Annotated in this window: 20 protein-coding genes; 13 read left to right on the top strand and 7 right to left on the bottom strand. The window is 62.5% G+C overall.

Annotated elements, in window-relative coordinates; translation table 11 throughout:
* Positions 1-4 precede the first annotated feature (4 nt).
* The 7 genes from GQX66_RS08785 to GQX66_RS08755 form a co-directional block, all read right to left on the bottom strand.
* Positions 5-589: a hypothetical protein gene (locus GQX66_RS08785; protein ID WP_102688552.1), complete on the bottom strand. Its 585-nt coding sequence runs from the start codon at positions 587-589 to the stop codon at positions 5-7.
* 83 nt (positions 590-672) lie between these two features.
* Positions 673-852: a hypothetical protein gene (locus GQX66_RS08780; protein WP_221535081.1), complete on the bottom strand. Its 180-nt coding sequence runs from the start codon at positions 850-852 to the stop codon at positions 673-675.
* Positions 853-863: 11 nt separating this feature from the next.
* Positions 864-1,106, bottom strand: a complete 243-nt coding sequence (locus GQX66_RS08775; RefSeq protein WP_007956199.1) for a hypothetical protein — start codon at positions 1,104-1,106, stop codon at positions 864-866.
* A gap of 86 nt (positions 1,107-1,192) precedes the next feature.
* Complete coding sequence (locus GQX66_RS08770) at positions 1,193-2,260, bottom strand: lipocalin-like domain-containing protein (RefSeq protein WP_240868186.1); 1,068 nt, start codon at positions 2,258-2,260, stop codon at positions 1,193-1,195.
* Complete coding sequence (locus tag GQX66_RS08765) at positions 2,250-4,721, bottom strand: ABC transporter permease (protein ID WP_240868180.1); 2,472 nt, start codon at positions 4,719-4,721, stop codon at positions 2,250-2,252. The genes GQX66_RS08770 and GQX66_RS08765 overlap by 11 nt, the downstream gene beginning before the upstream one ends.
* Complete coding sequence (locus GQX66_RS08760) at positions 4,718-5,371, bottom strand: ABC transporter ATP-binding protein (protein WP_240868178.1); 654 nt, start codon at positions 5,369-5,371, stop codon at positions 4,718-4,720. The genes GQX66_RS08765 and GQX66_RS08760 overlap by 4 nt, the downstream gene beginning before the upstream one ends.
* A gap of 50 nt (positions 5,372-5,421) precedes the next feature.
* On the bottom strand, positions 5,422-7,119 hold the full coding sequence (locus tag GQX66_RS08755; protein ID WP_240868176.1) for a sulfatase-like hydrolase/transferase: 1,698 nt from the start codon (positions 7,117-7,119) through the stop codon (positions 5,422-5,424).
* 382 nt (positions 7,120-7,501) lie between these two features.
* Here GQX66_RS08755 and GQX66_RS08750 point away from each other — a divergent pair, with 382 nt between their 5' ends.
* From GQX66_RS08750 to GQX66_RS08690, 13 genes are read left to right on the top strand one after another with little or no spacing between them, the layout of a single operon-like run.
* Entirely contained in the window at positions 7,502-8,854 is a 1,353-nt protein-coding gene (locus tag GQX66_RS08750; protein WP_085748432.1) for a UDP-glucose/GDP-mannose dehydrogenase family protein, read from the top strand.
* Entirely contained in the window at positions 8,851-9,888 is a 1,038-nt protein-coding gene (locus GQX66_RS08745) for an NAD-dependent epimerase/dehydratase family protein (protein WP_240868173.1), read from the top strand. Before GQX66_RS08750 ends, GQX66_RS08745 begins: the two co-directional genes overlap by 4 nt.
* Positions 9,889-9,906: 18 nt before the next feature.
* Complete coding sequence (locus GQX66_RS08740; protein ID WP_085748434.1) at positions 9,907-10,653, top strand: sugar transferase; 747 nt, start codon at positions 9,907-9,909, stop codon at positions 10,651-10,653.
* Entirely contained in the window at positions 10,653-11,300 is a 648-nt protein-coding gene (locus GQX66_RS08735) for a CpsD/CapB family tyrosine-protein kinase (protein WP_240868169.1), read from the top strand. Before GQX66_RS08740 ends, GQX66_RS08735 begins: the two co-directional genes overlap by 1 nt.
* A gap of 21 nt (positions 11,301-11,321) precedes the next feature.
* Positions 11,322-12,347, top strand: a complete 1,026-nt coding sequence (locus GQX66_RS08730) for a polysaccharide biosynthesis/export family protein (RefSeq protein WP_085748435.1) — start codon at positions 11,322-11,324, stop codon at positions 12,345-12,347.
* Positions 12,348-12,364: 17 nt separating this feature from the next.
* Positions 12,365-13,957 carry a Wzz/FepE/Etk N-terminal domain-containing protein gene (locus GQX66_RS08725; RefSeq protein ID WP_085748436.1) on the top strand — a complete coding sequence of 531 codons (1,593 nt, stop codon included), beginning with the start codon at positions 12,365-12,367 and terminating at the stop codon, positions 13,955-13,957.
* Positions 13,954-15,045 carry a glycosyltransferase family 4 protein gene (locus GQX66_RS08720; RefSeq protein WP_240868159.1) on the top strand — a complete coding sequence of 364 codons (1,092 nt, stop codon included), beginning with the start codon at positions 13,954-13,956 and terminating at the stop codon, positions 15,043-15,045. The genes GQX66_RS08725 and GQX66_RS08720 overlap by 4 nt, the downstream gene beginning before the upstream one ends.
* Positions 15,042-16,412 carry an O-antigen ligase family protein gene (locus tag GQX66_RS08715; RefSeq protein ID WP_134020834.1) on the top strand — a complete coding sequence of 457 codons (1,371 nt, stop codon included), beginning with the start codon at positions 15,042-15,044 and terminating at the stop codon, positions 16,410-16,412. The genes GQX66_RS08720 and GQX66_RS08715 overlap by 4 nt, the downstream gene beginning before the upstream one ends.
* Positions 16,409-17,377, top strand: coding sequence for a glycosyltransferase (locus tag GQX66_RS08710; protein ID WP_134020832.1), 969 nt, complete (start codon positions 16,409-16,411; stop codon positions 17,375-17,377). Before GQX66_RS08715 ends, GQX66_RS08710 begins: the two co-directional genes overlap by 4 nt.
* Entirely contained in the window at positions 17,370-18,506 is a 1,137-nt protein-coding gene (locus GQX66_RS08705; RefSeq protein ID WP_240868156.1) for a glycosyltransferase, read from the top strand. The genes GQX66_RS08710 and GQX66_RS08705 overlap by 8 nt, the downstream gene beginning before the upstream one ends.
* 13 nt (positions 18,507-18,519) lie before the next feature.
* Positions 18,520-19,521, top strand: coding sequence for a polysaccharide deacetylase family protein (locus GQX66_RS08700; protein ID WP_240868151.1), 1,002 nt, complete (start codon positions 18,520-18,522; stop codon positions 19,519-19,521).
* Positions 19,518-20,837, top strand: a complete 1,320-nt coding sequence (locus GQX66_RS08695; RefSeq protein ID WP_240868148.1) for an oligosaccharide flippase family protein — start codon at positions 19,518-19,520, stop codon at positions 20,835-20,837. The genes GQX66_RS08700 and GQX66_RS08695 overlap by 4 nt, the downstream gene beginning before the upstream one ends.
* Complete coding sequence (locus GQX66_RS08690; protein ID WP_240868146.1) at positions 20,834-22,753, top strand: hypothetical protein; 1,920 nt, start codon at positions 20,834-20,836, stop codon at positions 22,751-22,753. Before GQX66_RS08695 ends, GQX66_RS08690 begins: the two co-directional genes overlap by 4 nt.
* Positions 22,754-22,799 lie beyond the last annotated feature (46 nt).

The following is a 22,799-nucleotide window of genomic DNA, read 5'->3' as shown; positions in this document are numbered from 1 at the left end:
ATACTCAACTTTCATGCTGACTGGTCACTTTTAATACATCGGTGTAAGTGACCACGACGCTTTGCCCGACTTTCAAATCTTTCAGTTTGGCCTGAATCTCAGGCTTTTCGACGTTGAGGGTTTTCGACTGGCCCGAAGGGTTTTCCAGGGTGACCTGGTTTGTCGCCAAATCAATTTTGGTGATTTTCAGTTGCACCTGAACCTGGCGGAAGGCCTCGCCACCGGGGTTGCTGCTGCCCACGGCGTTGCGCAGTTCACCGGTGCGCTCGGTAGAGCCTGGCAGACCTTTATCCACGTCGGTGTCCAGATAAGCGGCCACAGAGCGGGTCACTTCGATCTGTACCAGATCGCCCACTTTCAAATTACCGAGGTTTTTCGCCTTGTCGCTGAGCTGAATGTGCACCTGGCGACCTTCCGCGCCTTCCAGGACCACTTGATGATTGGCCGGGTCAACCGCCAGCACTTTGGTGGTGACCCGGTCGGCCTCGACAGCGGCCGAAAGCGGTATATCGGCGGCCACCGCCGAAAAGCTGGCAGTAGAAAGGACAGTGGCAAGTGCAATCGCGTGCGTCAGTGCTTGGAGCTTCATAAGCGGTACTTTCCCTGTGATGGATGGCAACACCCGGCGCCAACGTGGTCAGCGACGGATGTGCCAGTGAGCATAGACGCGCTTCAGGGTTTGTTCCGCGATCGTTGCGCAGTGTCCTGCGCCGTGGACTCGCCACTGGGGGTGCCTTTACCGGAGCTCTGCCGCTGTTTGGGATCGGTGGGACGCAGTGCGTCGTTGTCGCGCTCGGTTTCACCCGGCGGACGAGGTTCGTCGGGGTGCTCGCTATCAGGAACAGTCTTCATGTCGTACCTCCTCAGGCTTCCGGGTCATCGAGTTCCCGCGCAACGTTTACGGCGGGTGAGTCCTTGTGCAGGTCATCGGCCTTGGCTCTGAGGATCTGCCACTGCTCAAGATCGATGGCACCTTGGCCGAGCAAATCGTCAGCGATGCGCTGCAGATCGAAGTAATGGGCATCCGGGGATTGTTGCCAGTACGTCTGATCGTCAAACATTTGCTGCCAGGTCGTCAGGTCTGGAGATTTCAGTTCCTCGCTCATGGATCGGATCCTCGGCCATGTTCCTCGGTAGAGGGGGCATCCTGGACAGAGTTCCAATCGATTCCTTCGCGGCACGGCGCGTGGAATCAATACCCGGTCATCTCCAGATAACCCTGCCCACCCCGGTTGCCGCTCAGGCGCACCGGCCCTTCCCAATACGGAATGCGCAGGTTCATCCAGGCGTCGGGGTTGATTGCATCAAGGGTGATCTGCAGTTTTTTTTCCGGAATGTCGATCGACCAGCGCACCGGCATCGAACGGCCGGCGACCTTCGCAGTGTCCTGCGGGGTCAGCTTGATCTGCTCCGCGTGCAGGGTTTCGGTCTGGCCATCGGCGGCAATCCACGTGCCGGTCAGGTACGGCGCCCCTTCCTTCTGGCGCATGCGGTACAGCATGACGTGTTCGCCGCCGTCCAGATGCAGGGAGAACCAGTCCCACCCTGTCTGGTTGGCGGTCAGCGGCTGGCTGCTCCATTCGCGGTCGAGCCAGGCCGGGCCGTTGACGGTATAGGTCTGGCCGTCGATCTGCAGGGTGCCGCTGGCCTGGAAAAACGGCTGGCTGTAGTAATACGACGCCTGGCCCTGTTCGGATTTCGGGCTGAAGCCCTTGTCGCCTTGCAACACCAGCGGGCGGCTGGAGGTCAGGCGCAGCTGGTAGCTGAAGTTCTTGTCCCGGGCGCTGAGTTGCAGGTCGGCCAGCGGATCGCTCGCCTGACTGACGAAACGCCAGTCGTCGATCCACGCCTCGAACGGCGCTGCACGCACGCCGGCCTGCCCCACGCCGCCACGGGCGTAACGCTCGGCGGCATGGTGGACGCTGGCCGAGGTGACCGCCGCATGCCCGAGCCAGATCGTCTGATTGGCCCAGCCCGGCTGCGGCGGCGAGGCGTTCAGAGCGCTGCGAAACAACGTCCACTGCACGCCGAAATCGTCGCCCTGCGCATCCTTGAGATTGGCCGTCACGTACCACCATTCGATACGAAAACCGTCATGGGCGCCGTGATCCGCCGGGAAGCTGAACACCCGCCCCGGCACCACCGGCGTAAACGCCTGCGCCTGAGCGCCCATGCCGGCGAAACCCTTCTGCTCCGTTGCCGGGTTGTCGCATCCACCAAGCAATAACGCCAGAAACGCCAGCGCAAACCTAGTCCTCATGGGCAAACGTCCTCAACAAGTCCGCCGGTTGCGTGCGGTACAGCGAATACAGCGGCCACGCCGAGGCCAGCAAGGTCGCCAGCAGCGCCAGCCCCATCAGTTGCAGCAACTGCCATGGAAACACCCGCAGCGGCAGACGCCAGCCAAAGGCCTGCACGTTGATCACCGCGTCCAGACACCACGCCAGGCCGATACCCAACGGCAAGGCCAGCACCAGCGTCAGCAGCGCCAACAGCCACGTTTGCCCGAGGTTGAGCAGCATCAATTGCCGTCGCGTCACGCCCAGGGCCCACAACGGTGCGAGCTGGCCGAGACGGCTCTGACTCTGGGTCAGCAGGCTGATGAACAGCGCCACGCCGGCGACGGCAAGCGTCAGGCTATTCAGCGCGGCGGTCGCGGCGAAGGTGCGTTCGAAGACTTGCACCGACCAGCCCTTGAGCCGCGCCTGATCGACGATCCGGCTGTCATCAAGCTGGAAGCGTGCCTGCAAGGCCGTGAGCAACGCCGGGATGTTCGGCGGGTCGATGCGCAGGTTGAAGCGGTTTGGCGTCAGCTGTGGCCAGCCGCGCAACAGGTGATTGCTGTTGACCAGCACATGGCCCTTGGGATTGCCGTAGTCAGCGTAGATCCCGACGATGCGCGGCGACCACGACCCGCCCGGCGTGGGAATCGACAGGTGATCGCCCGGCGTCACTTTCAAGCGCCGCGCCAGTTGTTCGCTGAGCATCACCGCATCGTCCTTGGCCAGCGCCGCCCACGGGTCGTCTCCTCGAGATTCGAGCAACGGCCAGTGCTGGCGATAGTGCGGATGATCGATGATCCCGAACACGTCCGCTGGCCAGCCTTGCAGCGTCACCGAAACCTGCCAGTTGGGCATGATCGCGGTGACGCTCGGTTGCTGTTTGAGCCAGGTGGACAGCTCTCGCGCCTGAGCCGGGTTGCTCGGGTTCAGATAGAGCTCGGCGGTGAGCCGTTGTTCGAGCCAGTCGTTGAAGGTCTGGCGGAAACCGGCGGTCATGCTGCCGGCACCGATGTTCGCCGCCATCGCCAGCAGCAGCGCCATCAACGCCAGGCTCAGCGCCGGCAATTGCTGGCGGCAATCGGCGAGAAACCACTGCCCGAGCACCGAGCGGCTGCGCCCGAGCAAACCGTTGAGCAGCGCGCTGAGCAACACCGGCAACGCCAGTGCGGCGCCGAGCAACAGCCCCGCCATCAACACAAAACCGCTAGCCAGGCTGTTGCCCCACACCAGCGCCGCCAGCGCGATAACTGCACAGATACCCGCGACCCAACCCTGACGCCGCAACCAGCGCGCATGTTGCTGATGCCAGGCCTGCGGATCCGCCACCGCCAGCAACGGCAGACGCGCCGCCCGCAGCAGGCTATTGGCCCCGGCCAGTAACGCACCGAGCAGACTCAAGCCGATGCCGCTGAACCACCACCACGGACTCAGACGCAACTGCCCCGCCACTTCCGCGCCGTACAGACCGCGCAGGCTGGCGGCGACATCCGGCAACAGCACGCTCGCCAGCCAATAACCGCTGACTACGCCGAACAATCCGCCGATCAACGCCAGCGCGCCGAGTTCGACGATCAGGCAAGCGATCAGCATCCGCGCGCTGACTCCGCAGGCTCTCAAGGTGCGCAGCAATCCCCGGCGCTGTTCCAGCGCCAGACCGATGGCCGCGTGAACAATGAACAATCCAACGATGAACGAGAGAAACCCGAGCGCATCGAGGTTGAGGTGGAAGCTTTCGGTCAGTCGCGCAAGGTTGTTTTCCTCACCACTGCTCTTGAGCTGCAACTGACCTTTGAACGCGGCCGGGATGTCAGCGTGAAAATCCTTTGGCAGCAGCAGGCGTGACAGTTGCTCGGGTTGTTCGAGCACGCGCTGAGCGACGCCAATGTCCACCAACAGCACGCCGGGGGCCATGTCGGTTTGCGCCCGCAGCGGCGGCAGCGTCTGGCCGGATTCGGTGGTTGGCGTCGCGCCCTCGGCGAGTTTCAGCGCCCGCAAGGTTTCGGGAGAAATCCAGGTGCTGCCCGGCGGGCTGAAGAACTCGACGATGCGCTCGATCGGCATCGCCTGTCCGGCTACCGCGCTGTCGCCGGGCAACGACACCGGTTCGATACCCATCAATTGCAGGCGCTGGTTTTCGTGATTTTTAAGAATCAGGCGCCCTTGCAGCACCAGCGACACCGGCCAGCCCAGGCGCCGCAGGTCGACGAACCATTGTTGCGGGAACGTCGCGCCGTTCGGCGTGCTGAGGCTGGCCTGGGGTTCGCCGCCAATCAACTGGCTGGCCCGGGCGTAACTGTCCCGCGCCTGACTGTTGAGCGCTTCGACCCCGGTCAACAGACTGGTGGCCAGCCACAACCCGGTCAGCACGCTGAAAAACTGCACCGGATGGCGCCGCCAGTGACTGAGCAGCGCCATCAGCGCGTGACGGAAAACCTTCACGTCAACCGACCGCTGGACAGCACCACGCGCTCCGCCAGCCGCGCCGCCACGCGCTGACTGTGGGTGACCATCAGCAAGGTGGTCGGAGTGTCGTCGAGCAATTCCAGCAACAGTCGCAGCACTTCGTCGCTAGTGGCTTCGTCGAGGCTGCCGGTGGGCTCGTCGGCCAGCAGCAGTTTCGGTTGCGCGGCCAGCGCCCGACCGAGCGCAACCCGCTGTTGCTGGCCGCCGGAGAGTTGTTCGGGATAGCGCTTGAGCAATTCGCTCAGCCCCAGACGCTGTACCAGATGCCGCTGCCAGCGCGGATCATGCCGCCCGGCCAGGCGCGCCTGAAACGCCAGATTGTCTTCGATCCGCAGGCTGCCGATCAGGTTGTACTGCTGGAACACCAGACCGATTTCGGTGCGCCGCCAGTTGGCCAGTTGCGCCTCGTTCATGCGGTCCAGCCGATGTTCGCCGCTGCTGATGCTGCCGCTGTCGACTTTGTCGAGCCCGGCAATCAGATGCAGCAGCGTGCTCTTGCCGCTGCCCGACTCGCCCATCAGCGCCAGGCTGCTGCCGGGCCTGAGCGTCAGGTCGATGCCTTGCAGCACCGGCAACGGGCCTTGCGGGGTGAGGTAGCTTTTGAAGACGTTTTGAACCTGGAGCATGCCGCCATCCGATCGATCCGTGTCGGCCAAGGATAGCGGATACCGACGCGTTACTGCCCCACCGCCACACTCGTCGGCGCTTCACCCGGCGTGACGATGCTGTTCAGGTCGATGTGTTTCCACTCGGGTTTGGCTCCCAGCCGCGCGTTGAAGCGGTAGTTGAAGGTGAATTCATCCGCCGTCGCCACGCTCAGCGGTTTGCCGTACACCGCTTCGATTCCCGGCAGGTCGTAGCCCATCAACTGCAACAGGGTCGGGAAGATGTTGTAGTGACTGGAACGATCCTTGTTCGCCACCAGTTGCGCCGACCAGTCGAGCGTCTGCAACTGATCGCCCTGAATCACCACCAGCGGCACCAGGCCCTCTTCCTCCACCGGGTCGCCGCCGCAGTGGGTGTTCAGTCCCGGATTACCGCGCTCGTGCAAATCCTGGCCGTGATCCGAGGTGTAGATCAGCAGCGCGTTGTTCAGATTGGCCTGGGCAAACACCCGCGAGAAGAACTCGCCGACATTCCACAGCACGGTGTTCTTGTAGGCGTTGCGATACAGCACCCAGTCATCCGGCTGGCCGTTGAAGCCGGTGCGCTCGCCGGTGTCGGCGACTTCCGTGAACTGTCCGCGCGGCAAGGTCGGGCGGTAGGCCATGAAGGCGTCCGGGTATTTGTCGTGCACCGGAAAATGCGCGCCGACCTTGTTGATCAGCACCAGCTCCGGTTTATCGTCGTTGAGCAGTTCGATCAGCTTGGCGGCGGCGGCCATGTCGCGGTCGCGCACGCTGGTCTGGTCGAATTGCACGAATTCGTCGATGTCCTTTTTCTCGGCATCGTTCATCAGGTTCTGCAGGTTGCCGCCGGTGCGCTGAGCGTCGATGTAGACCGTGCGCATGCCGGCCTTTTTGGCGTATTGCCAGATTGACGGCAGCGTGCTGTTGATCCGCATGTAGTCGGCGCGGGTGCCGCCGTAGCGCAGGGTGATGTTGGTGTCGGCGCTGCAATTGGCGATGGACGCCGCGTAACCGTAATTGAAGATCTGCACGCCCGGACGGGCCTGCTTGAGGTTGCTGTGCACACCGAATGGCGCGTTGATGTCCAGGTAATTGCCGGAAATGCTCTCGTCGATGATTAGCACGATGTCGTGACCGACCGCCGGGCCATTGCGCGCCAGGGTCACCGGCTCACGCGGGCCGACGGTGTTGTGCAGCGCTTCGTAGCCGAACAAATTCAGATAGGCCAGCGGCGTGTACATGATCGGCAACCCGCGTGCACCCTCGCCGGCGCGCACGAACAACACGGCGCTGAGCAGCAACACACCGCAGAGCGGCGCAGCGATCCGCAAGGCATTGGGTACCGGGATCGCGTGCCGAGGCTTGAGACCGATTCCGAACAACAGCAGCAAGCCGTTGAGCAGTCCGTGGATGATCGCCCCCCGGTACTGATACGCCGCTTCCTGAATGAAGCCGCCGGAATACACCAGCGAGACGAAACTGCTGTAGGTCAGGTAATCGGCGGTCACCCTCGTATAAACATCGAAAAACACCGCCGAAATAAACAGGGTTAATGCGAACAAATGCCGAATGAAAGTCTGACGTATATAGGCTGTTAGTAATAATGCGAAAGTCAGCGTCAAAAACATCGCGCCAAAAAGAAGTACTGCCAGACCAATACCCATCGCATTTAATCGGTCAAGGTAATATTCGAAATAAAGCAACAGATAAATAATTAAAAGCAGTTCTTTCAGATATCGAAACATGGCGATTCCGGGGCGCGTCCGACGAGAGGTTGTCAAGGGTTTGTCGGTCAAAATCTGACACTAGCACCGGGCCATTAAAGCGCAAGAAATGTCGGACATAATCAAAAAGCGTCAAAAAAACGTTGACTCAAATCTGACACACCCAAGTCGTTAAAACCCTTGAAATTCGTGGCCTACGACCGTTTATCGATTTCTTCGAACACGTCAAGAACGGGACAAATCCATCTACAGCAAGCACTTGATGGCCTTTCGCCCCCAAAAATGGGGGTGTTATACCCTTGCAACATGTCATTTTGCTGACACGCTTTTCCCACGCTGCGCTATACCCCTTTTGACAGTTCCATTTTCGATCTTCCATCACCGTCTTACGAGGCACGCCAATATGGACGTGAGCGTATTTGGTACGGGCTATGTTGGCCTGATACAAGCAGCCGCACTTGCCGATGTCGGACATCGCGTATTGTGCGTCGATATTGACCCGAACAAGATTAAACAACTGCAACAGGCGGTACCGCCTATTAGCGAACCGGGTCTTTCGGCAACTTTGGAAGAAAACATCAAGGCCGGGCGTTTATTATTCAGCACCCAGGCCAGCGATGCGGTGGAACATGCCGCACTGATCTTCATCGCCGTGGGCACGCCGGCCGACGAAGACGGCTCCGCCGACCTCAGCCATGTGCTCAACGTGGCGCGGCAGATCGCCAGCTTCATGGAAGACGATCGCACGTTGATCATCAAATCCACAGTGCCGGTCGGCACGGCGGATCAGGTGCTGCACACCGCTGAAGAAGAACTGCAACGGCGTGGCAAAAGCGCTCTGGCAGTGCGGGTGGTGTCCAACCCCGAATTTCTCAAGGAAGGCAGCGCCCTCGCCGACTGCATGCGGCCGGACCGGATCATCGTCGGCACCCACGATGACCTGGCCCGCGAGCAGATGAGCGAGCTGTACGCGCCGTTCTGCCGCAACCACGAAAAACTGATGTTCATGGACAACCGCAGCGCCGAGCTGACCAAGTACGCAGCCAACGCCATGCTCGCCACCCGCATCAGCTTCATGAACGAGCTGGCCAACCTCACCGAACTGCTCGGCGCCGACATCGAAGCGGTGCGCAAGGGCATCGGCTCCGACCCGCGCATCGGCTATCACTTCATCTACCCGGGCTGCGGCTTCGGTGGCTCGTGCTTTCCCAAGGACCTGCGCGCCCTGCTGCACACCGCCGAACACAACGGCATGCCATTGAAACTGCTGCGCAGCGTCACCGACGTCAATGACGCGCAACGGCACATTCTGTTCAGCAAACTCAGGGCGCAATTCCCTCAAGGCCTGGCCGGCAAGTCGATCGCGATCTGGGGTTTGGCGTTCAAGCCGAACACCGATGACATGCGTGAAGCCCCGAGTCGTTACCTGATGGAGGCGCTGTGGGCCGAAGGCGCCAGCGTGCAGGCCTATGATCCGGAAGCGATGTCCGAATGCCGGCGCATTTACGGATACCGCAATGACCTGCACCTGTGCGCCACCCGCGACGACACCCTGGAAGACGCCGACGCACTGGTGATCTGCACCGAGTGGAAGAATTTCCGCGTGGTGGATTTCGAGCTGCTGGCCAGCAAGCTGCGCTCGAAAGTCATCATCGACGGACGCAATCTCTACAACCCGGAACAAGTGGCAGCCGCCGGCCTGCACTACAGCGGCATCGGTCTGCGCCACATCGCGCCTGACGGGTTGCGGCCATGAAAATCCTCGTCACCGGTGCGGCCGGGTTCATTGGTGCTCATGGCGTGCTGCGGCTGGTGCGCGACGGGCATCAGGTGATCGGCCTGGATAACTTCAACAGCTACTACGACCCGCAGCTCAAGCACGATCGGGTGGACTGGGTGCGCGGGCAAATTGGCGATGTCCAGCTCGCTACGGTTGATCTGGCAGATGCTGCGGCGCTGGAAGCATTGTTCGCGAGCGAGCGGCCGCAAGTCGTGGTCCATCTCGCCGCGCAGGCCGGGGTGCGCTATTCGCTGGAGAATCCACGGGCCTATCTGGACAGCAACCTCGACGGTTTCCTGAACATTCTGGAGTGCTGCCGCCGGCACCCGGTCGAGCACCTGATTTACGCCTCGTCCAGTTCGGTGTACGGCGCCAACCAGCGCACGCCCTACTCGGTGCAGGACGGCGTCAATCACCCGCTGTCACTGTACGCCGCGACCAAGAAAGCCAATGAATTGATGGCCCACAGCTACAGCCACCTGTTCGGCATCCCTTGCACCGGGCTGCGCTTTTTCACGGTCTACGGACCGTGGGGCCGGCCGGACATGTCGCCGATCCAGTTCGCCAAGGCGATCAGCGAAGGCTCGCCACTGAAGCTGTTCAACTACGGCGAGCATCAGCGCGATTTCACCTACATCGACGACATCATCGAAAGCATCGCGCGCCTGATCGAGCGGGCGCCCCGGGCCAATCCCGAGTGGAACCGCGAACAACCCGACCCGGCCAGCAGCATGGCGCCGTGGCGCTTGTTCAACATCGGCGGCCAGCACCCGGTGGCGCTGAAAACCTACCTCGCCCTGCTGGAAAAACACCTCGGTCAGAAAGCCGTGGTCGAGCTGCTGCCGCTGCAGCCGGGCGACGTACTCAATACCTGCGCCGAGGCCAGCGACCTGGCCCAGGCCACCGGGTTTCAGCCCCGGATAGAGCTGGATGAGGGACTGGGGCGGTTCATCGCCTGGTTCCGCGATTACTACCCCACTGCCTATCGCCCACGCACCGTTCGCGGCTGAACATCAGCGGAGGACTCCATGACTGGACTTGAGAAAGGTGTACCGATCCAACAACTGGTGCGTGACAAACGCATGGATCCGGAACAGCGAATGCGCCTGGACGCGGCAATCCACCGCCAGGGCCAGGGCTGGATGACCGGTCGCGAGGGCGGTCGGCCGTGGCAACTGTCGCGCACCAATCGGGTGGTCGCCTGCCTCGGTGCGCTGACGATTCTGCTGATGATTTCGCCGCTGCTGATCGGTCTGGCGCTGGCCATCAAATTCACCAGCAAGGGCCCGGTGATGTTCGTGCAGAAACGCACCGGTTATCGCGGGCGCAAGTTCGGTATGTACAAGTTCCGGACCATGGTCGCCAACGCCGAAGAGCTCAAGGAGTCGCTGCGTCACCTGAACAAGCACGGTGCCGACGCCATCGACTTCAAGATCGACCAGGATCCGCGCATCACCGGGATCGGTGGCTTCCTGCGGCGTACCAGCCTCGACGAGCTGCCCAACCTGATCAACGTAGTGACCGGCGACATGCGCCTGGTCGGCCCTCGCCCGACCTCGTTCAACGCCTACCGCTACAAGGACAGTCACCTCGCCCGTCTGGCGATCTACCCCGGCATGACCGGCCTGTGGCAGATCTCAGGACGCAGCAACATCGACTTCGACCAGCGCGTTGAGTTGGACCTCAGCTATATCGCCGAGCAGAGCCTTCTGCTTGATCTGAAGATTCTGTTGAAAACCCCCTTCAAAGTATTCAGCGGCCACGGAGCAAGCTAATGGACGGTTCAACCAACAAAAGCCTGAGCATTGCCAGCCCCAGCGAGTCGAACCTGACTTCGACCGTGCTGGACCTGGATCTGCGGATCCTGTTTCTGACCGCCGCCAACCCCGGCGCCGGCACCACCACCAGCGCCCTGGCGCTGGCCAGTCAACTGGCGCAGATGAGCAGCGGCCAGGTGCTGTACGTCGACGCCAGCCAGTCGGCGAGCAACCTGACCCTGCAACTGAACCTGAGCAAGGAGCGCGGCCTGCGCGACCTGCTGTTCAACCCGGACAACCCGCCGCTGCTGCAGGACTGCGTGGTGCAGGTGTCGAGCCTGCCGTTTCATGTGCTGCCCAATGGCCGGCCGATCCGCACTACTGAACACCTGACTGCCGAGCGCCTGAGCCCGCTGCTGGATCAACTGGGCGCTCAGTACCGCTTTGTGGTGATCGATGGCGACGCGGTGTATTCGGCCGCCGACACGTTGGTCATCAGCACCCAGGTCGACGGCGTGGTGTTCGTGGTACGCGCCGAAGACACCCGCTGGGAAGTCGCCCAGGCGGCAGTGCAGCGCTTGACCCAGGCCGGGGCCAAAGTGGTCGGCAGCGTGTTCAACCGGCGCAAGTACTACATGCCTAAATGGCTCTACAAAAACCTGTAAGCAACCGCAAAGGATGACGCCATGAACGCCAGGATTCTTGTGCTGCTGATGCTGCCGCTTGCAGGCTGCTCGAGCACCTCCGAAACCCAGAACATGCCGGTGAACATTCTCACCGCCACCCCGGCCAACTCCCAGGCCACCGACATGCCGAAGATCGAGCAGACCCTGCGCCCGCAGGATGTGCTGGACGTGATCTTCCACATCAGCACCAGCGGCTCGGACGCTTACCGCGTGCAGTCGGGTGACCAGATCGGCCTGAACTTCACCGCCGCCAGCCAGCTCAATGGCAACCAGTTGGTACTGCCGGACGGCACCATCGAACTGCCGGGCGCCAACACGTCGGTGAAAATCGCCGGGCTGACCAGCGAAGAAGCGCGCCAGGAAATCCAGCGCGCCTATCAACGCAAACAGTTGTTCCAGCCCAACCGCAATCAGTTGACGGTGCAGATCATCAGCCCGCTGACCAACGAGCAGAACCTGAAAAGCGCCCTCAACCACCCGGCCACCGGCATGAGCCGCGAGATCACCGTCGGCACCGACGGCTACGCGAGCTTCCCGGAAATCGGCGCGGTGCCGCTGCAAGGCATGACCGTCAACCAGCTCGAAGCCTTCCTCAACAAAAAGTACGCACAACTGCCGGGCCGCATGACCGTGGACGTGCTGCTCAAGTCCACCGCAGGCAACGAAATCTATGTGCTGGGTGAAGTCGGCCAGCCGGGTTCCTACCCGATCCGCCGGCCGGTGTCGGTGCTGGAGGCGCTGACCCTGGCGCGCGGCACCAACGTCAAGGCGCGGCTCGATTCGGTGGTGATCATGCGCCGCAACGGCAATCAGGTGCAGGCCGTGCGTTACGACGTCGAGAAAGCGTTGTCGGGCGAGGCGCCGCAAATCGCCTACCTGCAACCGGACGACATGCTGTACGTGCCGAAAACCAAACTGGCCAGCGCCGGCGAACTCGCCCGGCAACTGGCCGACGTGGTGCTGTTCCAGGGCGTGGGCTTCAGCTTCGGCTACCGCGTCGACAACAAAGACAGCAACAACAACTGACTCTCAGGTGACCGACCATGAATCCAAAGGAAAACTACCTGCATGAGTTCTTCAGGATCTTCTTCGCCAACAAGCAATTGGTGAAACGGGTCTTCCTGGTCTTTGCAGTGATCGCGCTGGTGCTGCCGCTGCTGCTCAAACAGAGCTTCGATATCACCGCTCAGGTAATCGTGCAGTCGAAAAAACTTTCACAGGGCGACGCCACCACGTCGCTGACCGTGGACAACGCCACCTTCATCCCGCCATCGCTGGCGGACATGGAAACCGAGAGCAACATCCTGCGCTCGCCGGCGCTGATCCGTCAGACCATCAGCGAACTGCGCGACAAGGGCGAATACACCCCTTCGCCCGGCATGTTCAGCAAACTGGTGGGCGAACCGTTCAAGCGCTACATCAGTTCGCCGCTGCGCCAGTACGTGATCAACCCCGTGCGCAACACCCTGGGGCTTGAGACCGATCCGGTGCGCGACACCGCGCTCGACGCGCTGACCCAGGACGCGATAGATAGCCTGAAAATCGAAACCCTGCCTGGCTCCAACGTGATCTCGATCGTCTACAGCTTCCCCGATCCGCATCAAGGCACGACCTTCGTCTCTGCCCTGCTGCAAAACTATCTGGTGAGCCGTCAGGCGCTGCAGTCGATCGACCTGCCGCAGTCCTTCTACGAAACCAAGAAGCATCTGTATCAGGTGCGCCTTGATGGACTGGAAGGCAATCGCCAGGCATTACTTGAAAGTGTCGGCGCGTCGGATCCGAAGGAGGAAATCACCTTCCGCCTCAACGCGATCAACACCGAAGAGCAGGCGCTGAACCTGTATCGCGACCGCCTGCTGCAAAGCCAGCGCTGGCTCGAGTACCTGAAGACCGCGCTGGCTGCCGCCAGTAACAGCAAACTCAACGACTACACCTTCCCCTACACCTTCACCACCACGGTCGACAACGTGGCGTTCGAGGATCGGGAAATCAAACAGATGGGCGAGCAACTGACCACCCAGGTCAGCCGTTACATGAATGATCTGGCGGTGTTCCAGCCGGGCAGTGAACCGATGTTGCTGACCCGCGAGCAGATTGCCCGCACTCGCCAGCAGTTCCTCAAGGTGGTGAGCAACCGTATCCAGGAACGCACCAATGATCTGGCGGTGGTCCAGCAGGTGATCGATCAGAAAACCGCGCGCATCGCCGAGTTCAAGAACCGCATCCACGAGTTGCAGCAAACCCAGAGCAAACTGCGGCAGATGGACACCGAGATCGACGCGCTGCACGCCGCGTTCTCGACCTACGCCCAGCGTTTTGCCGAAAGTAGCACCACCCGTTCGCTGAGCGACGACCTGTCCAACGCCCGGGTCTTGAGCCCACCGTTCGAACCGACCGAACCGGCGTTTCCCAAGCCGATGCTGATCATTCCGTTCGGGCTGTTCACCGGTCTGTTGCTGGCGATTGCACTGGTCTACGTGCGTGAGTTCTTCGATCACCGCTTCAAACATCCGGCGCAAATCAGCCACGAGCTGGGCCTGCCGGTGCTGCTGGTGATCAACGACCAGAACGCGCAACCGAGCAACCCGCACAAGAACTGGACCGTGCCGAGCTTCGTGCACTGGGTGCGCAATTGAACACGTCCTCTACCCCGAACGCCGCCCTGCCGATCATGCATTTGCTCAGCAGCGGTGGCTTCTACGGGGCCGAGCGGATGTTGCTCGATCATTGCCTGGCGACGCCGGGGCAGCACCAGGTGCTGTTCCTCGATGCGCCGCCGGAATTGATCGCGCGCTTTCGCGAGGCCGGCGTCGATGCACAAGGCTGCGCAGGGCTCGGTGCCCTGCTGCGGCACTTGGGTCAGCGGCGCGGTGAACGTCCGTTGATCAATACCCACAATTTCAAAGGCCTGTTGTTCGGCTGGGTCGGCGCCACGCTGTTGCGCCTGCCGCTGGTGATCACTCAACACGGCTTTACCCCGCGCAGCCGCAAGCAGAAGTTCTACACCTGGCTGAGCCTGCAACTGTGCCGCACGGCGTCGGTGGATCGGGTGGTGTGTGTCGCCGAAAGCATCGCGGTGTTGCACCGTCAAGCCAGCGTGCGTGCGGAGAAATTGCAGGTGATTCCCAACGGATTGCCGGCAGCCGCCGCGCTGCTTTCCGATGCGCCAAGACAACGCTGGCTCGCCGGTTACGTCGGGCGTTTGAGCAGTGAGAAAGGCCCGGATCTGTTTCTCGACGCGCTGATCCCGCTGTGTCACCAGCACCCGCAACTCGACGCGGTGATGCTCGGCGACGGCCCGGAGCGCGAAGACTTGCAGGCGCGAATCGACTCCGCCGGTTTGCAACAGCGCATCCGCTTGCCGGGTTACCAGACCGACATGCGCCCCTGGTGGCAGCAACTCGATGCGCTTGTGATCAGCTCGCGCACCGAAGGCACGCCGATGATTCTGCTGGAAGCGATGCAGGCCGGGGTGCCGGTGGTGGCATTCGGCGTCGGCGGGATTCCCGACGTGCTGGAGAACCGTCACAACGGTTTGCTTGCGGCCCCCACCGACAGCGCCGCCCTCGCCCGCCAGCTCGACACCTTGCTGTCAGAGCCCGGACTGGCACGGCAACTGCGCGACAACGCAAAACGCACGCAACAGGATCGCTACGACCTCAAGGCCCTGGCCGAACGCTGGTCGCAGCTGTACATCCGCACGGCACGGGAGGCACGCGCATGATTTTCCCGCTCTCGATCGTCAGTCTGTTGGGGCTGGCCTGCATCGCTCTGCTGGCCAGCCCCTGGCCCTACCTGGCGCCAGGCGCAGTGCTCGGTCTGGTGGGGTTCGCGGTGTTGTACCGCAAACCGACCTGGGGCCTGCTCGGCATCGTCGCCCTGGTGCCGTTCGAGGGTTTCTTCAAGGACAGTTCCCTGTCGGGCAGCAAACTGATCGGCGCGTCGCTGGCGGTGATCCTGATGCTGCAACTGGCGATGCACCAGATTCCCTCGGATCGACTGCGCAGCAATATCTGGCGTTTTCTGATCGCCTTCATGACCCTGTACTTTCTGAGCCTGCTCAACACTGACGACATGGGCATGTCGCTCGGCCACCTGCGGGAAATCAGCGTCGGCCTGATTCTGTTTGTCATCACCCTGCTGATCGGCCGCGAGCTGAACCTCGACCTGTTTGCCCGACTGGTGACCCTGGCCGTCAGCACCACCTGCGCCATGGCCATGTTCTCCACCAAATTCCAGGATCAGGGCCGCGCCGCCGGCCTGCTCGAAGACCCCAACGCCTTCGCCCTGCTGATTGCGTTTGCCATTCCGCTGGCGCTGCTGCTGGTGATCCGCAGCCCGAACCTGTTGCATCGGCTGTTCTGGGGCGGTTGCTGCCTGCTGTTGCTCGGCGGCATGACCAAGACCGAATCGCGCTCCGGGCTGGTGGTGCTGGCCTTGAGTCTGGTGATTGGTTGCTGGCACTACCGCGCGCAACTGGCGCGGATTCGCCCGCGTCATCTGGGCTTTGCCATGCTCGGCGCAGCGATCGTGATTCCGCTGGCGATCTACGCGATGCCTGCCGGCTACATCGCGCGCATCCAGTCCCTCAGCGTGTTGAGCGCCGGGGCCAAGGGGCACAACGACGAGTCCCTTGGCCGCCGCGCCTCGTACATCGTGGTCGGCAGCCAGATGATCCGCGAGAACCCGTTGCTCGGCTCCGGCCCCGGCACCTTCCCGCTGCACTACGCCACCACCGGCTACGCCAAGGCGTTTTCCGCCAACCGCAAGATCGGCGACCTGTACCGCCGGGCGCACAACACCTACCTGGAAATCTTCAGTGAACTGGGGGTTCCCGCCGGTTTGATGTTCGTCGGCATGCTTGGGCTGGGCCTGTACAACCTGGCGCGGGCACGCACGGCGTGGATGTTACGGCGTGACTGGCAACAGGCGGATCTGATGACCCATCTGGGGGTGAGTTTTCTTTCGCTGACGCTGTTCCTGATGTTCCTCAGCGCGCCGAATCAGAAATACGTATGGATCATGCTCGCCATGACCAGCGTCTTGCGCCTCAAAGCCGAGCAGGCACCGCTGACGGAGAGCAGGACATGAGCCGGATCAGTATCGTCATTCCGATGTACAACGAGGCCCGGCACATTGGCCGCACCTTGCTGGCCGCGCAAAAAGCGGCGCACGCGGCGGATGTCGAATGTGAGCTGATCGTGGTCGACAACGGTTCGAGTGACGAAGGTCCGCAGATCGCCCGTCAGTTCGGCGCCCACGTGCTGGTGATGCCAGGCCTGCTGATCGGCGCGTTGCGCAATCGTGGGACCGCCATCGCCACCGGGGAATGGCTGGCGTTCATCGATGCCGATATCGAGATGCCGGAAGACTGGTTGCACCCATTGTTCGACATCGAAGCCAGTGGCCAGGCTGATGTCTTCGGTCTCGACCTGCACACCCCCGCCGCCGCGCCGTGGTACGCCACCGCGTGGCAGCGCCGGACCTTGCGCCCGACCACTCACACCAGCCATGTCGTCGACTGGCTGCCCAGTGCCAACCTGCTGATGCGTCGGCGCTGGTTCGACAAGATCGGCGGTTTCAACGAAACCCTGCGCACCGGCGAGGACAAGGAGTTCACCTTGCGCCTGCGCGAGCACGGCGCCCGACTGCTGTCGATCAATGAAAATGTCGCGCTGCACTGGGGTTACGAAATGAACTGGCGCGAGTGGATGGGCAAGGAACTGTGGCGCCAGGGCAGTCATCTGCAACTACTGCGCAGCCATGGTTTCAGCCTGCGCCTTTTGCGGTTCCCGATGCTGTCGATCTTCGTCTGGATTCTGGATTTCCTGGCGATATCCGCGCTGCTCGACGGCTTTCCCCATCACGCCGTGATCATGGTGATGCTCACGCTGGTACCGGGGCTGGTGCTCAGCGTGCGCCAGAGCGCCAAGCACCACAACGTCTGCCTGACCCTGCAACTGTGGGGTCTGCACTGGGTGCGCCTGCACTTGGCGGGCGCGGCGTTCATTCTCAGTCTGTGTCATTGGAACGCCAGGAGGCCTGCCCGTGGCTGAATTCATTTTCTGGATGTGCCTGCTGCTGCCGGCCTACGCCTATGTCGGCTACCCGCTGCTGCTGACGCTGCTGGCGCCGCTATTCCCGGCATGGCGCCACAGCCCGGCCCCGCCGCTGAACGTCAGCATCGTGATCGCCGCCCACAACGAGGCGCGGCACATCGAACACAAGCTGCGCTCGCTGCTGTCCCAGGATTATCAGCCGGCGACTCTGCAAATCATCCTGGCCAGCGACGGTTCCACCGACGACACCGTGGCCTGCGCGCACAAGGTCGTCGACCCGCGAATCACCGTGCTCGACCTGCCCCGCCAGGGCAAGGCCGCCACGTTGAATGCAGGTACGGCGCTGGCTACGGGCGACATTCTGGTATTCACCGACGCTGACAACCAATGGTCGCGGGAAACCCTCGGCTACCTGCTGGCGCCGCTGAGCGATCCGCAGGTCGGCGCCTGCGCCGGGCACATGGTGATCCCGGTCACCGGTGGCGGACTGAGCATTGGCGACAGCCTTTATCGACACTACGAGGGCTGGTTGCGCCGGGTCGAGAACCGTACCGGCTGCATGGTCTCCGCCGACGGCGCCCTGCTGGCCCTGCGCCGCGAACTGTTCGAGAACGTGCCGGCCGAGGTCAACGACGATTTTTTCATCAGCACCTGCGCGCCAGTGAAATTCAAACGCATCGTCTACGTGCCCGAAGCGCAAGTGATCGACCACGGCGTGGACGAAGCGGACAAGCAATTCCGCCGGCGCCAGCGGGTCACCGTCGGCGGCCTGCAAAGTCTGGCGCAACGCAGTGCACTGCTCAATCCGTTGAAGCATGGGCTGTATTCGATTGCGTTGATCAGCCACAAGTTGATCCGTCGCCTGGCGCCGATCCTGTTGCTGCCGCTGCTGCTGAGCAATTTCTGGCTGTGGGAAGACCACGATTTCTATCGCCTGAGCCTGATCGCGCAATTGATCGGCTACGCCATCGCGATTGCCGGCCTGCTGGATTCACAACACCGCTTGCCCAAGCCGTTCCGCCTTGCGGCATTCCTGCTGGTGACACTGGCGGGCATGAGCATCGGCTTGTGGCAGTTCCTGCGCGGCCAGCGTTATGCCCAATGGAACCCTGACCAAAACCGTTGAGAGGGATCGAGCCATGGCGATCAAGCAACTGATTAAACGCACCAGCGGCTGGCTCTATCTCAACTCGTCCGTGGGGCGAAACCAGCTGCACGGCGCCGGCGTGATCCTGATGCTCCACCGGGTGCTGTCCAACGACCGCGCCGCCGACCTGCCGCACCGCAACGAACTGTGCGTCGGGCCCAAGGCCTTCGAGCACTTGCTGGTGTGGCTGCGCAAGCATTTCGATTGCGTACCGCTGATGGAAATCCTCCAGCCCAACGCCTTGCGCACCGAGCGCCCGCGAGTGGCGCTGACCTTCGACGACGGCTGGCGCGACAACGCCGCCAATGCCTTTCCGTTGCTGCAGAAACATCAGGTGCCGGCGAGCATTTTTCTTTCCACCGATTTCATCGGCAGCCGTCAGCGTTTCTGGTGGGAAAGCATCGGTGAAACCCTGTGGGGCAGCCACGGTGAAAAACCACGCATGCACCTGATCGAATATCTGCAGTCGATCCACCATCCCGTGCCGGTTTTGCTGGACGACATCGACGTGGACCGGCGCAGTCTGACCCTGTTGCATTACCTGCAAGGGCTTAAAGCGCTCGATCCGAAGATACTCGAACGCCTGACCGACGAGTGCCCGCAAGAGTCGCAACCCCAGGCACTCGACTGGCATCAGGTGCGGGCGATGGAGTCTTCCGGTCTGGTGCGTTTCGGCCCCCACGGCGCCAGTCACGCGATCCTCACCGGCCTTGACGATGTGCGCCTGAGCGAAGAAATCAGCCGCAGCCGCGATGCCATGCTCAACGGCTGCAACCGGCCGCTGCCGGTGTATTGCTACCCCAACGGCGACAACGATGAGCGGGTGCGCGAGCAGATCGCCAATCACGATTACCCCTTCGCGCTCGGCACCGGCAGTGGCATCTATCGCGGCACCGGCGATCCGCTGAACCTGCCGCGTTTCGGTGTCAGCCAGCGCACCGCGCGCAATCCGGAACTGCTGTCGTGGCGGATCTATCGCGGGGCGCGGCCATGAGTCGAGGCAGTTACCTCAAGCATCTGGCGCTGAGCATGGGCACCAAACTGGCGATGATCGCCCTGCGCCTGCTGAGGAATGTGCTGCTGGCGCGGATTCTCGGCCCCAGCGAACGGGGCCTGTTCGCCCTGCTCAGCACCCTGCCCGATCTGATCAGCGCCGCCACCAGCGGCGGTTTGAACTCCGCTGTTGGTTATCAAGCGGCCAAGCAACGACCGATGGGCTTGTTGCTCGCGCAAGTGCTGGTGTTCGGCTGTCTGCTGGCGGGTTTGTTGACCTTGCTGGTGGTAGCGCTGGTGCGCGAATTCGGCAGCGAACTGGACGTGACCCTGCAACTCGGTCTGCTGGCGTGGCTGTTGCTGCTGGCGGTGCCGTTGACCGTGCTCAAAAGTGGCCTGCTGACCTTGCACAATGCGTCCGGCGGCGTGGTCGCGTTCAATGCCTTGCGGCTGGTGGAATCTTTGGCGCCGCTGTTGCTGTTTCTCGCGTTGTTCTGGATGTGGAAAGAAGCGGCCCTCGAAGCCGCGCTGATCAGTTGGCTGGCCGGCATCAGCCTCGTAGTGATGGTTGGCTGGCTGTGGCTCAAACGCGCGCAGCCGTTGCAACTGCAATGGGATCGCGCCAGCCAGAACGAACTGCTGCGCTTCAGTGCCCGCAGTCACCCGGATCTGCTGTTCCAGCAAGTGATCCTGCGTTCCGATTACCTGTTCATCGGCGCCCTGCTCGGCAGCACCGCCCTGGGGCATTACGCGATGGCCAGCGCCGCCGCTGAATTGCTGCTGATCGTTCCGGAAGCGGTGACCACGCCGCTGATGAAACGCCTGCTGCAACAGGACGAAGGCATGGACAAGGTCACGCCACTGGCCCTGCGCCTGACCGCCACGGTGATGCTCGGCGCCTGCCTGACCATGGCCGTGATCGGCGAATGGCTGATCGTCACCCTGTTCGGCGTCGCCTACCAACCGGCGTATCCGGCCCTGCTCGCGTTGCTGCCGGGGCTGCTGGGCCTGTGCTACGCGAGCATCCTGCGCCTGGATCTGATCGGCAAGAACCGCCCCGGCACGGTGTCGTTGCTGATGGGAATCGGCGCGCTGCTCAACCTTGCGCTGAACCTGCTGCTGATTCCGGCCTACGGCATCGTCGGCGCAGCGGCGGCTTCGTCGATTGCCTATCTGGCGGTGACCGTGGCGATGCTGGTGTTGTACTGCCGGCTGAGCGGCGTGGCGTTCTGGCAAACCCTGATCATTCTGCCCAGCGACCTCACGCCGATGTGGCTGATGTTGCAGCGTCGCTTTTTACAACGGAAATCCGCATGAAAGGCCTGGCCCTGCTGCTCGGTCTCGGCCTGTCGCTGGACGCCTTCGCGGCGTCGATGCGCTGGGGCGACATTCGTGACGGCAGCCTGTACCTGCATGCCGATCACCCCGACACGGTGACCGTGCGCTGGGCGCCGGCGTGGCAGGCAGAGGCCAACGAAGAGCACATTTTCCTGCTCGACGGCCGGGGAAAATTGCAGGGCGAGCGCTTTATCAAGGCCAGTGAAACCCGTGGCAGCCAGAGCTGGCCATTGGCGCCGGGGGCCGCGAGTTATCAGCTGGAAATCCCCGGCTACAGCTTCCGCAGTTACCGGGTCGAGCACGACGAAACCACCGTGGCGCTGTTCGCCCCGGCCAAGGTGCATTTCAGTGCGGAAACCCGTAACGGCGATGAACTGTATTTCAAGGTCGCAGCGGGTGAGCGCGCGATATTGGCGGGCAAGTTCCACGGCGGAGTCAGCGCCCTGCAAGCGCAGCGGGTCGGTGACGGTCAGCCCCTGACACTGGCGCTGAAACCCTATCGCGCCTATTGGCAGTTCGATCAGGTGGCGTTGCCGGTCAGCGAGCGCGAACAGGTCTGGCGCCTGCGTCTGCAAGGCAGCGGTAAAGCGGCGTTCTGGCTCGACGGCACGGCCAATCTGTTCGCGCAGACCCCGCAACAGCTCAAACCGCTGCACGAAGACGACGGCCAGACGCGCCTGACCCTGCACGACAAAGTCCTCGGCCGCACCCCGGATCTGGGCATCGCCCTGCCCTACGTGATGCCGCCGCCCGCCAGTCATCCGGTGCTCGATGCGCTGAAACCGACGGCCGCCAGTTACTACAGTTTCGTCGACGTGACGGCGAAGAAGCCGCACTTCGAAGATGCGTTTCGCCAGGTCTATCAGGACCGTTTCGGCATTCGTCAGGACATCACCTTGCTCGCCGGCAGTCAGCGCCAGGCCGATCTGCGCGCCGACGTGCAGAGCAACAGCGGACTCGACGCCTGGCTCGCCGGCACCCGTGCGCTGGGCGGCAAAGGCACGCACTACATCGGGTTCGCCGACGAGCCCAACCTGAATTATTCGAGCTACGAGCAATACCGTTCGATCTTCACCAGCATGGCCCGGCAAGTGCGCAGCGATCCGGCCAATGCCAGGGCCGGTGTGCGCATCGCGATGCCGGCCAGTTCGCGATTGGTCAACGGGCCGTTCGCCGACAATGCGGCGAACAAGCGTGGCATCGACTGGGCCCGGCGACTGCTGAGTGAATCCGCCGATCAGGTCGATGCGCTGGCCTGGCACGAATGGATGATTCGCGACCTGCTCGCCACTCGCGTGTACCGCGACAGCGTGCGCCGCGCTGCCGATCTGGTCGGCCTCGATGCCAAGGGCCAGCCGCGCAAAGCGTTGCTGCTGGATCAGACCAACCTGTCCAGCGGCTCGAGCCTGAGCCCCTACGATCAGGAAACCCATTTCACCTCGCTGTGGTGGGCCTCGGTGGTGATCAACGCCTCCCAGGACGGTTTGCTGACCATGCTCAACTGGTTTCAGGCCGCCGATGAGCCGCAGTACCCCAAAGGCATGTTGCGGGTGCTGAGCGATGACCGCTTCGAGTTGAAACCGGTGGGCCTGGCGCAGCAGTTCATCCAGCAACACTGGCTGCACAACGTGCTGTGGCTGGAGAACGACGCGTTCGAAGTCGATGTGCTGGCGATGGCCGGCGACGATCAGCGCGGGCTGCTCGGCGTGAACAAGGGCACGCGTTTGCAGCGTGTCGACCTGGCGGGCGCCAAATGCCCGTTGAACAACGGCGCGCTGCGCTACTTCGGCGCCGACAACCGCAGCCGCGACGCACCATTTCGCTGTCAGGACGGCCGCGTGCGCTTCGAGCTGCCGGGACAGACCCTGTTTGCCCTGCGCTGGAGCGCCTCATGACCGCCCTGTTGATGTCCGGCCGCGCTGGCCTCTGGCCGCGCGATGA

Origin of the sequence: Pseudomonas sp. B707 (assembly GCF_022496685.1) — a bacterium.
In the GTDB taxonomy this organism is placed as follows: domain Bacteria; phylum Pseudomonadota; class Gammaproteobacteria; order Pseudomonadales; family Pseudomonadaceae; genus Aquipseudomonas; species Aquipseudomonas paraglycinae.
The sequence above is the reverse complement of the archived record's forward strand: the minus strand, read 5'-3'. Positions and strand labels throughout refer to the sequence as shown.

Bases quoted from the DNA above. Each gene is read 5' to 3' on its own strand.
- GQX66_RS08785 (WP_102688552.1), bottom strand. From the start codon at position 589: ATGAAGCTCCAAGCACTGACGCACGCGATTGCACTTGCCACTGTCCTT.
- GQX66_RS08780 (WP_221535081.1), bottom strand. From the start codon at position 852: ATGAAGACTGTTCCTGATAGCGAGCACCCCGACGAACCTCGTCCGCCG.
- GQX66_RS08775 (WP_007956199.1), bottom strand. From the start codon at position 1,106: ATGAGCGAGGAACTGAAATCTCCAGACCTGACGACCTGGCAGCAAATG.
- GQX66_RS08770 (WP_240868186.1), bottom strand. From the start codon at position 2,260: ATGAGGACTAGGTTTGCGCTGGCGTTTCTGGCGTTATTGCTTGGTGGA.
- GQX66_RS08760 (WP_240868178.1), bottom strand. From the start codon at position 5,371: ATGCTCCAGGTTCAAAACGTCTTCAAAAGCTACCTCACCCCGCAAGGC.
- GQX66_RS08755 (WP_240868176.1), bottom strand. From the start codon at position 7,119: ATGTTTCGATATCTGAAAGAACTGCTTTTAATTATTTATCTGTTGCTT.
- GQX66_RS08750 (WP_085748432.1), top strand. From the start codon at position 7,502: ATGGACGTGAGCGTATTTGGTACGGGCTATGTTGGCCTGATACAAGCA.
- GQX66_RS08745 (WP_240868173.1), top strand. From the start codon at position 8,851: ATGAAAATCCTCGTCACCGGTGCGGCCGGGTTCATTGGTGCTCATGGC.
- GQX66_RS08740 (WP_085748434.1), top strand. From the start codon at position 9,907: ATGACTGGACTTGAGAAAGGTGTACCGATCCAACAACTGGTGCGTGAC.
- GQX66_RS08735 (WP_240868169.1), top strand. From the start codon at position 10,653: ATGGACGGTTCAACCAACAAAAGCCTGAGCATTGCCAGCCCCAGCGAG.
- GQX66_RS08730 (WP_085748435.1), top strand. From the start codon at position 11,322: ATGAACGCCAGGATTCTTGTGCTGCTGATGCTGCCGCTTGCAGGCTGC.
- GQX66_RS08725 (WP_085748436.1), top strand. From the start codon at position 12,365: ATGAATCCAAAGGAAAACTACCTGCATGAGTTCTTCAGGATCTTCTTC.
- GQX66_RS08715 (WP_134020834.1), top strand. From the start codon at position 15,042: ATGATTTTCCCGCTCTCGATCGTCAGTCTGTTGGGGCTGGCCTGCATC.
- GQX66_RS08710 (WP_134020832.1), top strand. From the start codon at position 16,409: ATGAGCCGGATCAGTATCGTCATTCCGATGTACAACGAGGCCCGGCAC.
- GQX66_RS08700 (WP_240868151.1), top strand. From the start codon at position 18,520: ATGGCGATCAAGCAACTGATTAAACGCACCAGCGGCTGGCTCTATCTC.
- GQX66_RS08695 (WP_240868148.1), top strand. From the start codon at position 19,518: ATGAGTCGAGGCAGTTACCTCAAGCATCTGGCGCTGAGCATGGGCACC.
- GQX66_RS08690 (WP_240868146.1), top strand. From the start codon at position 20,834: ATGAAAGGCCTGGCCCTGCTGCTCGGTCTCGGCCTGTCGCTGGACGCC.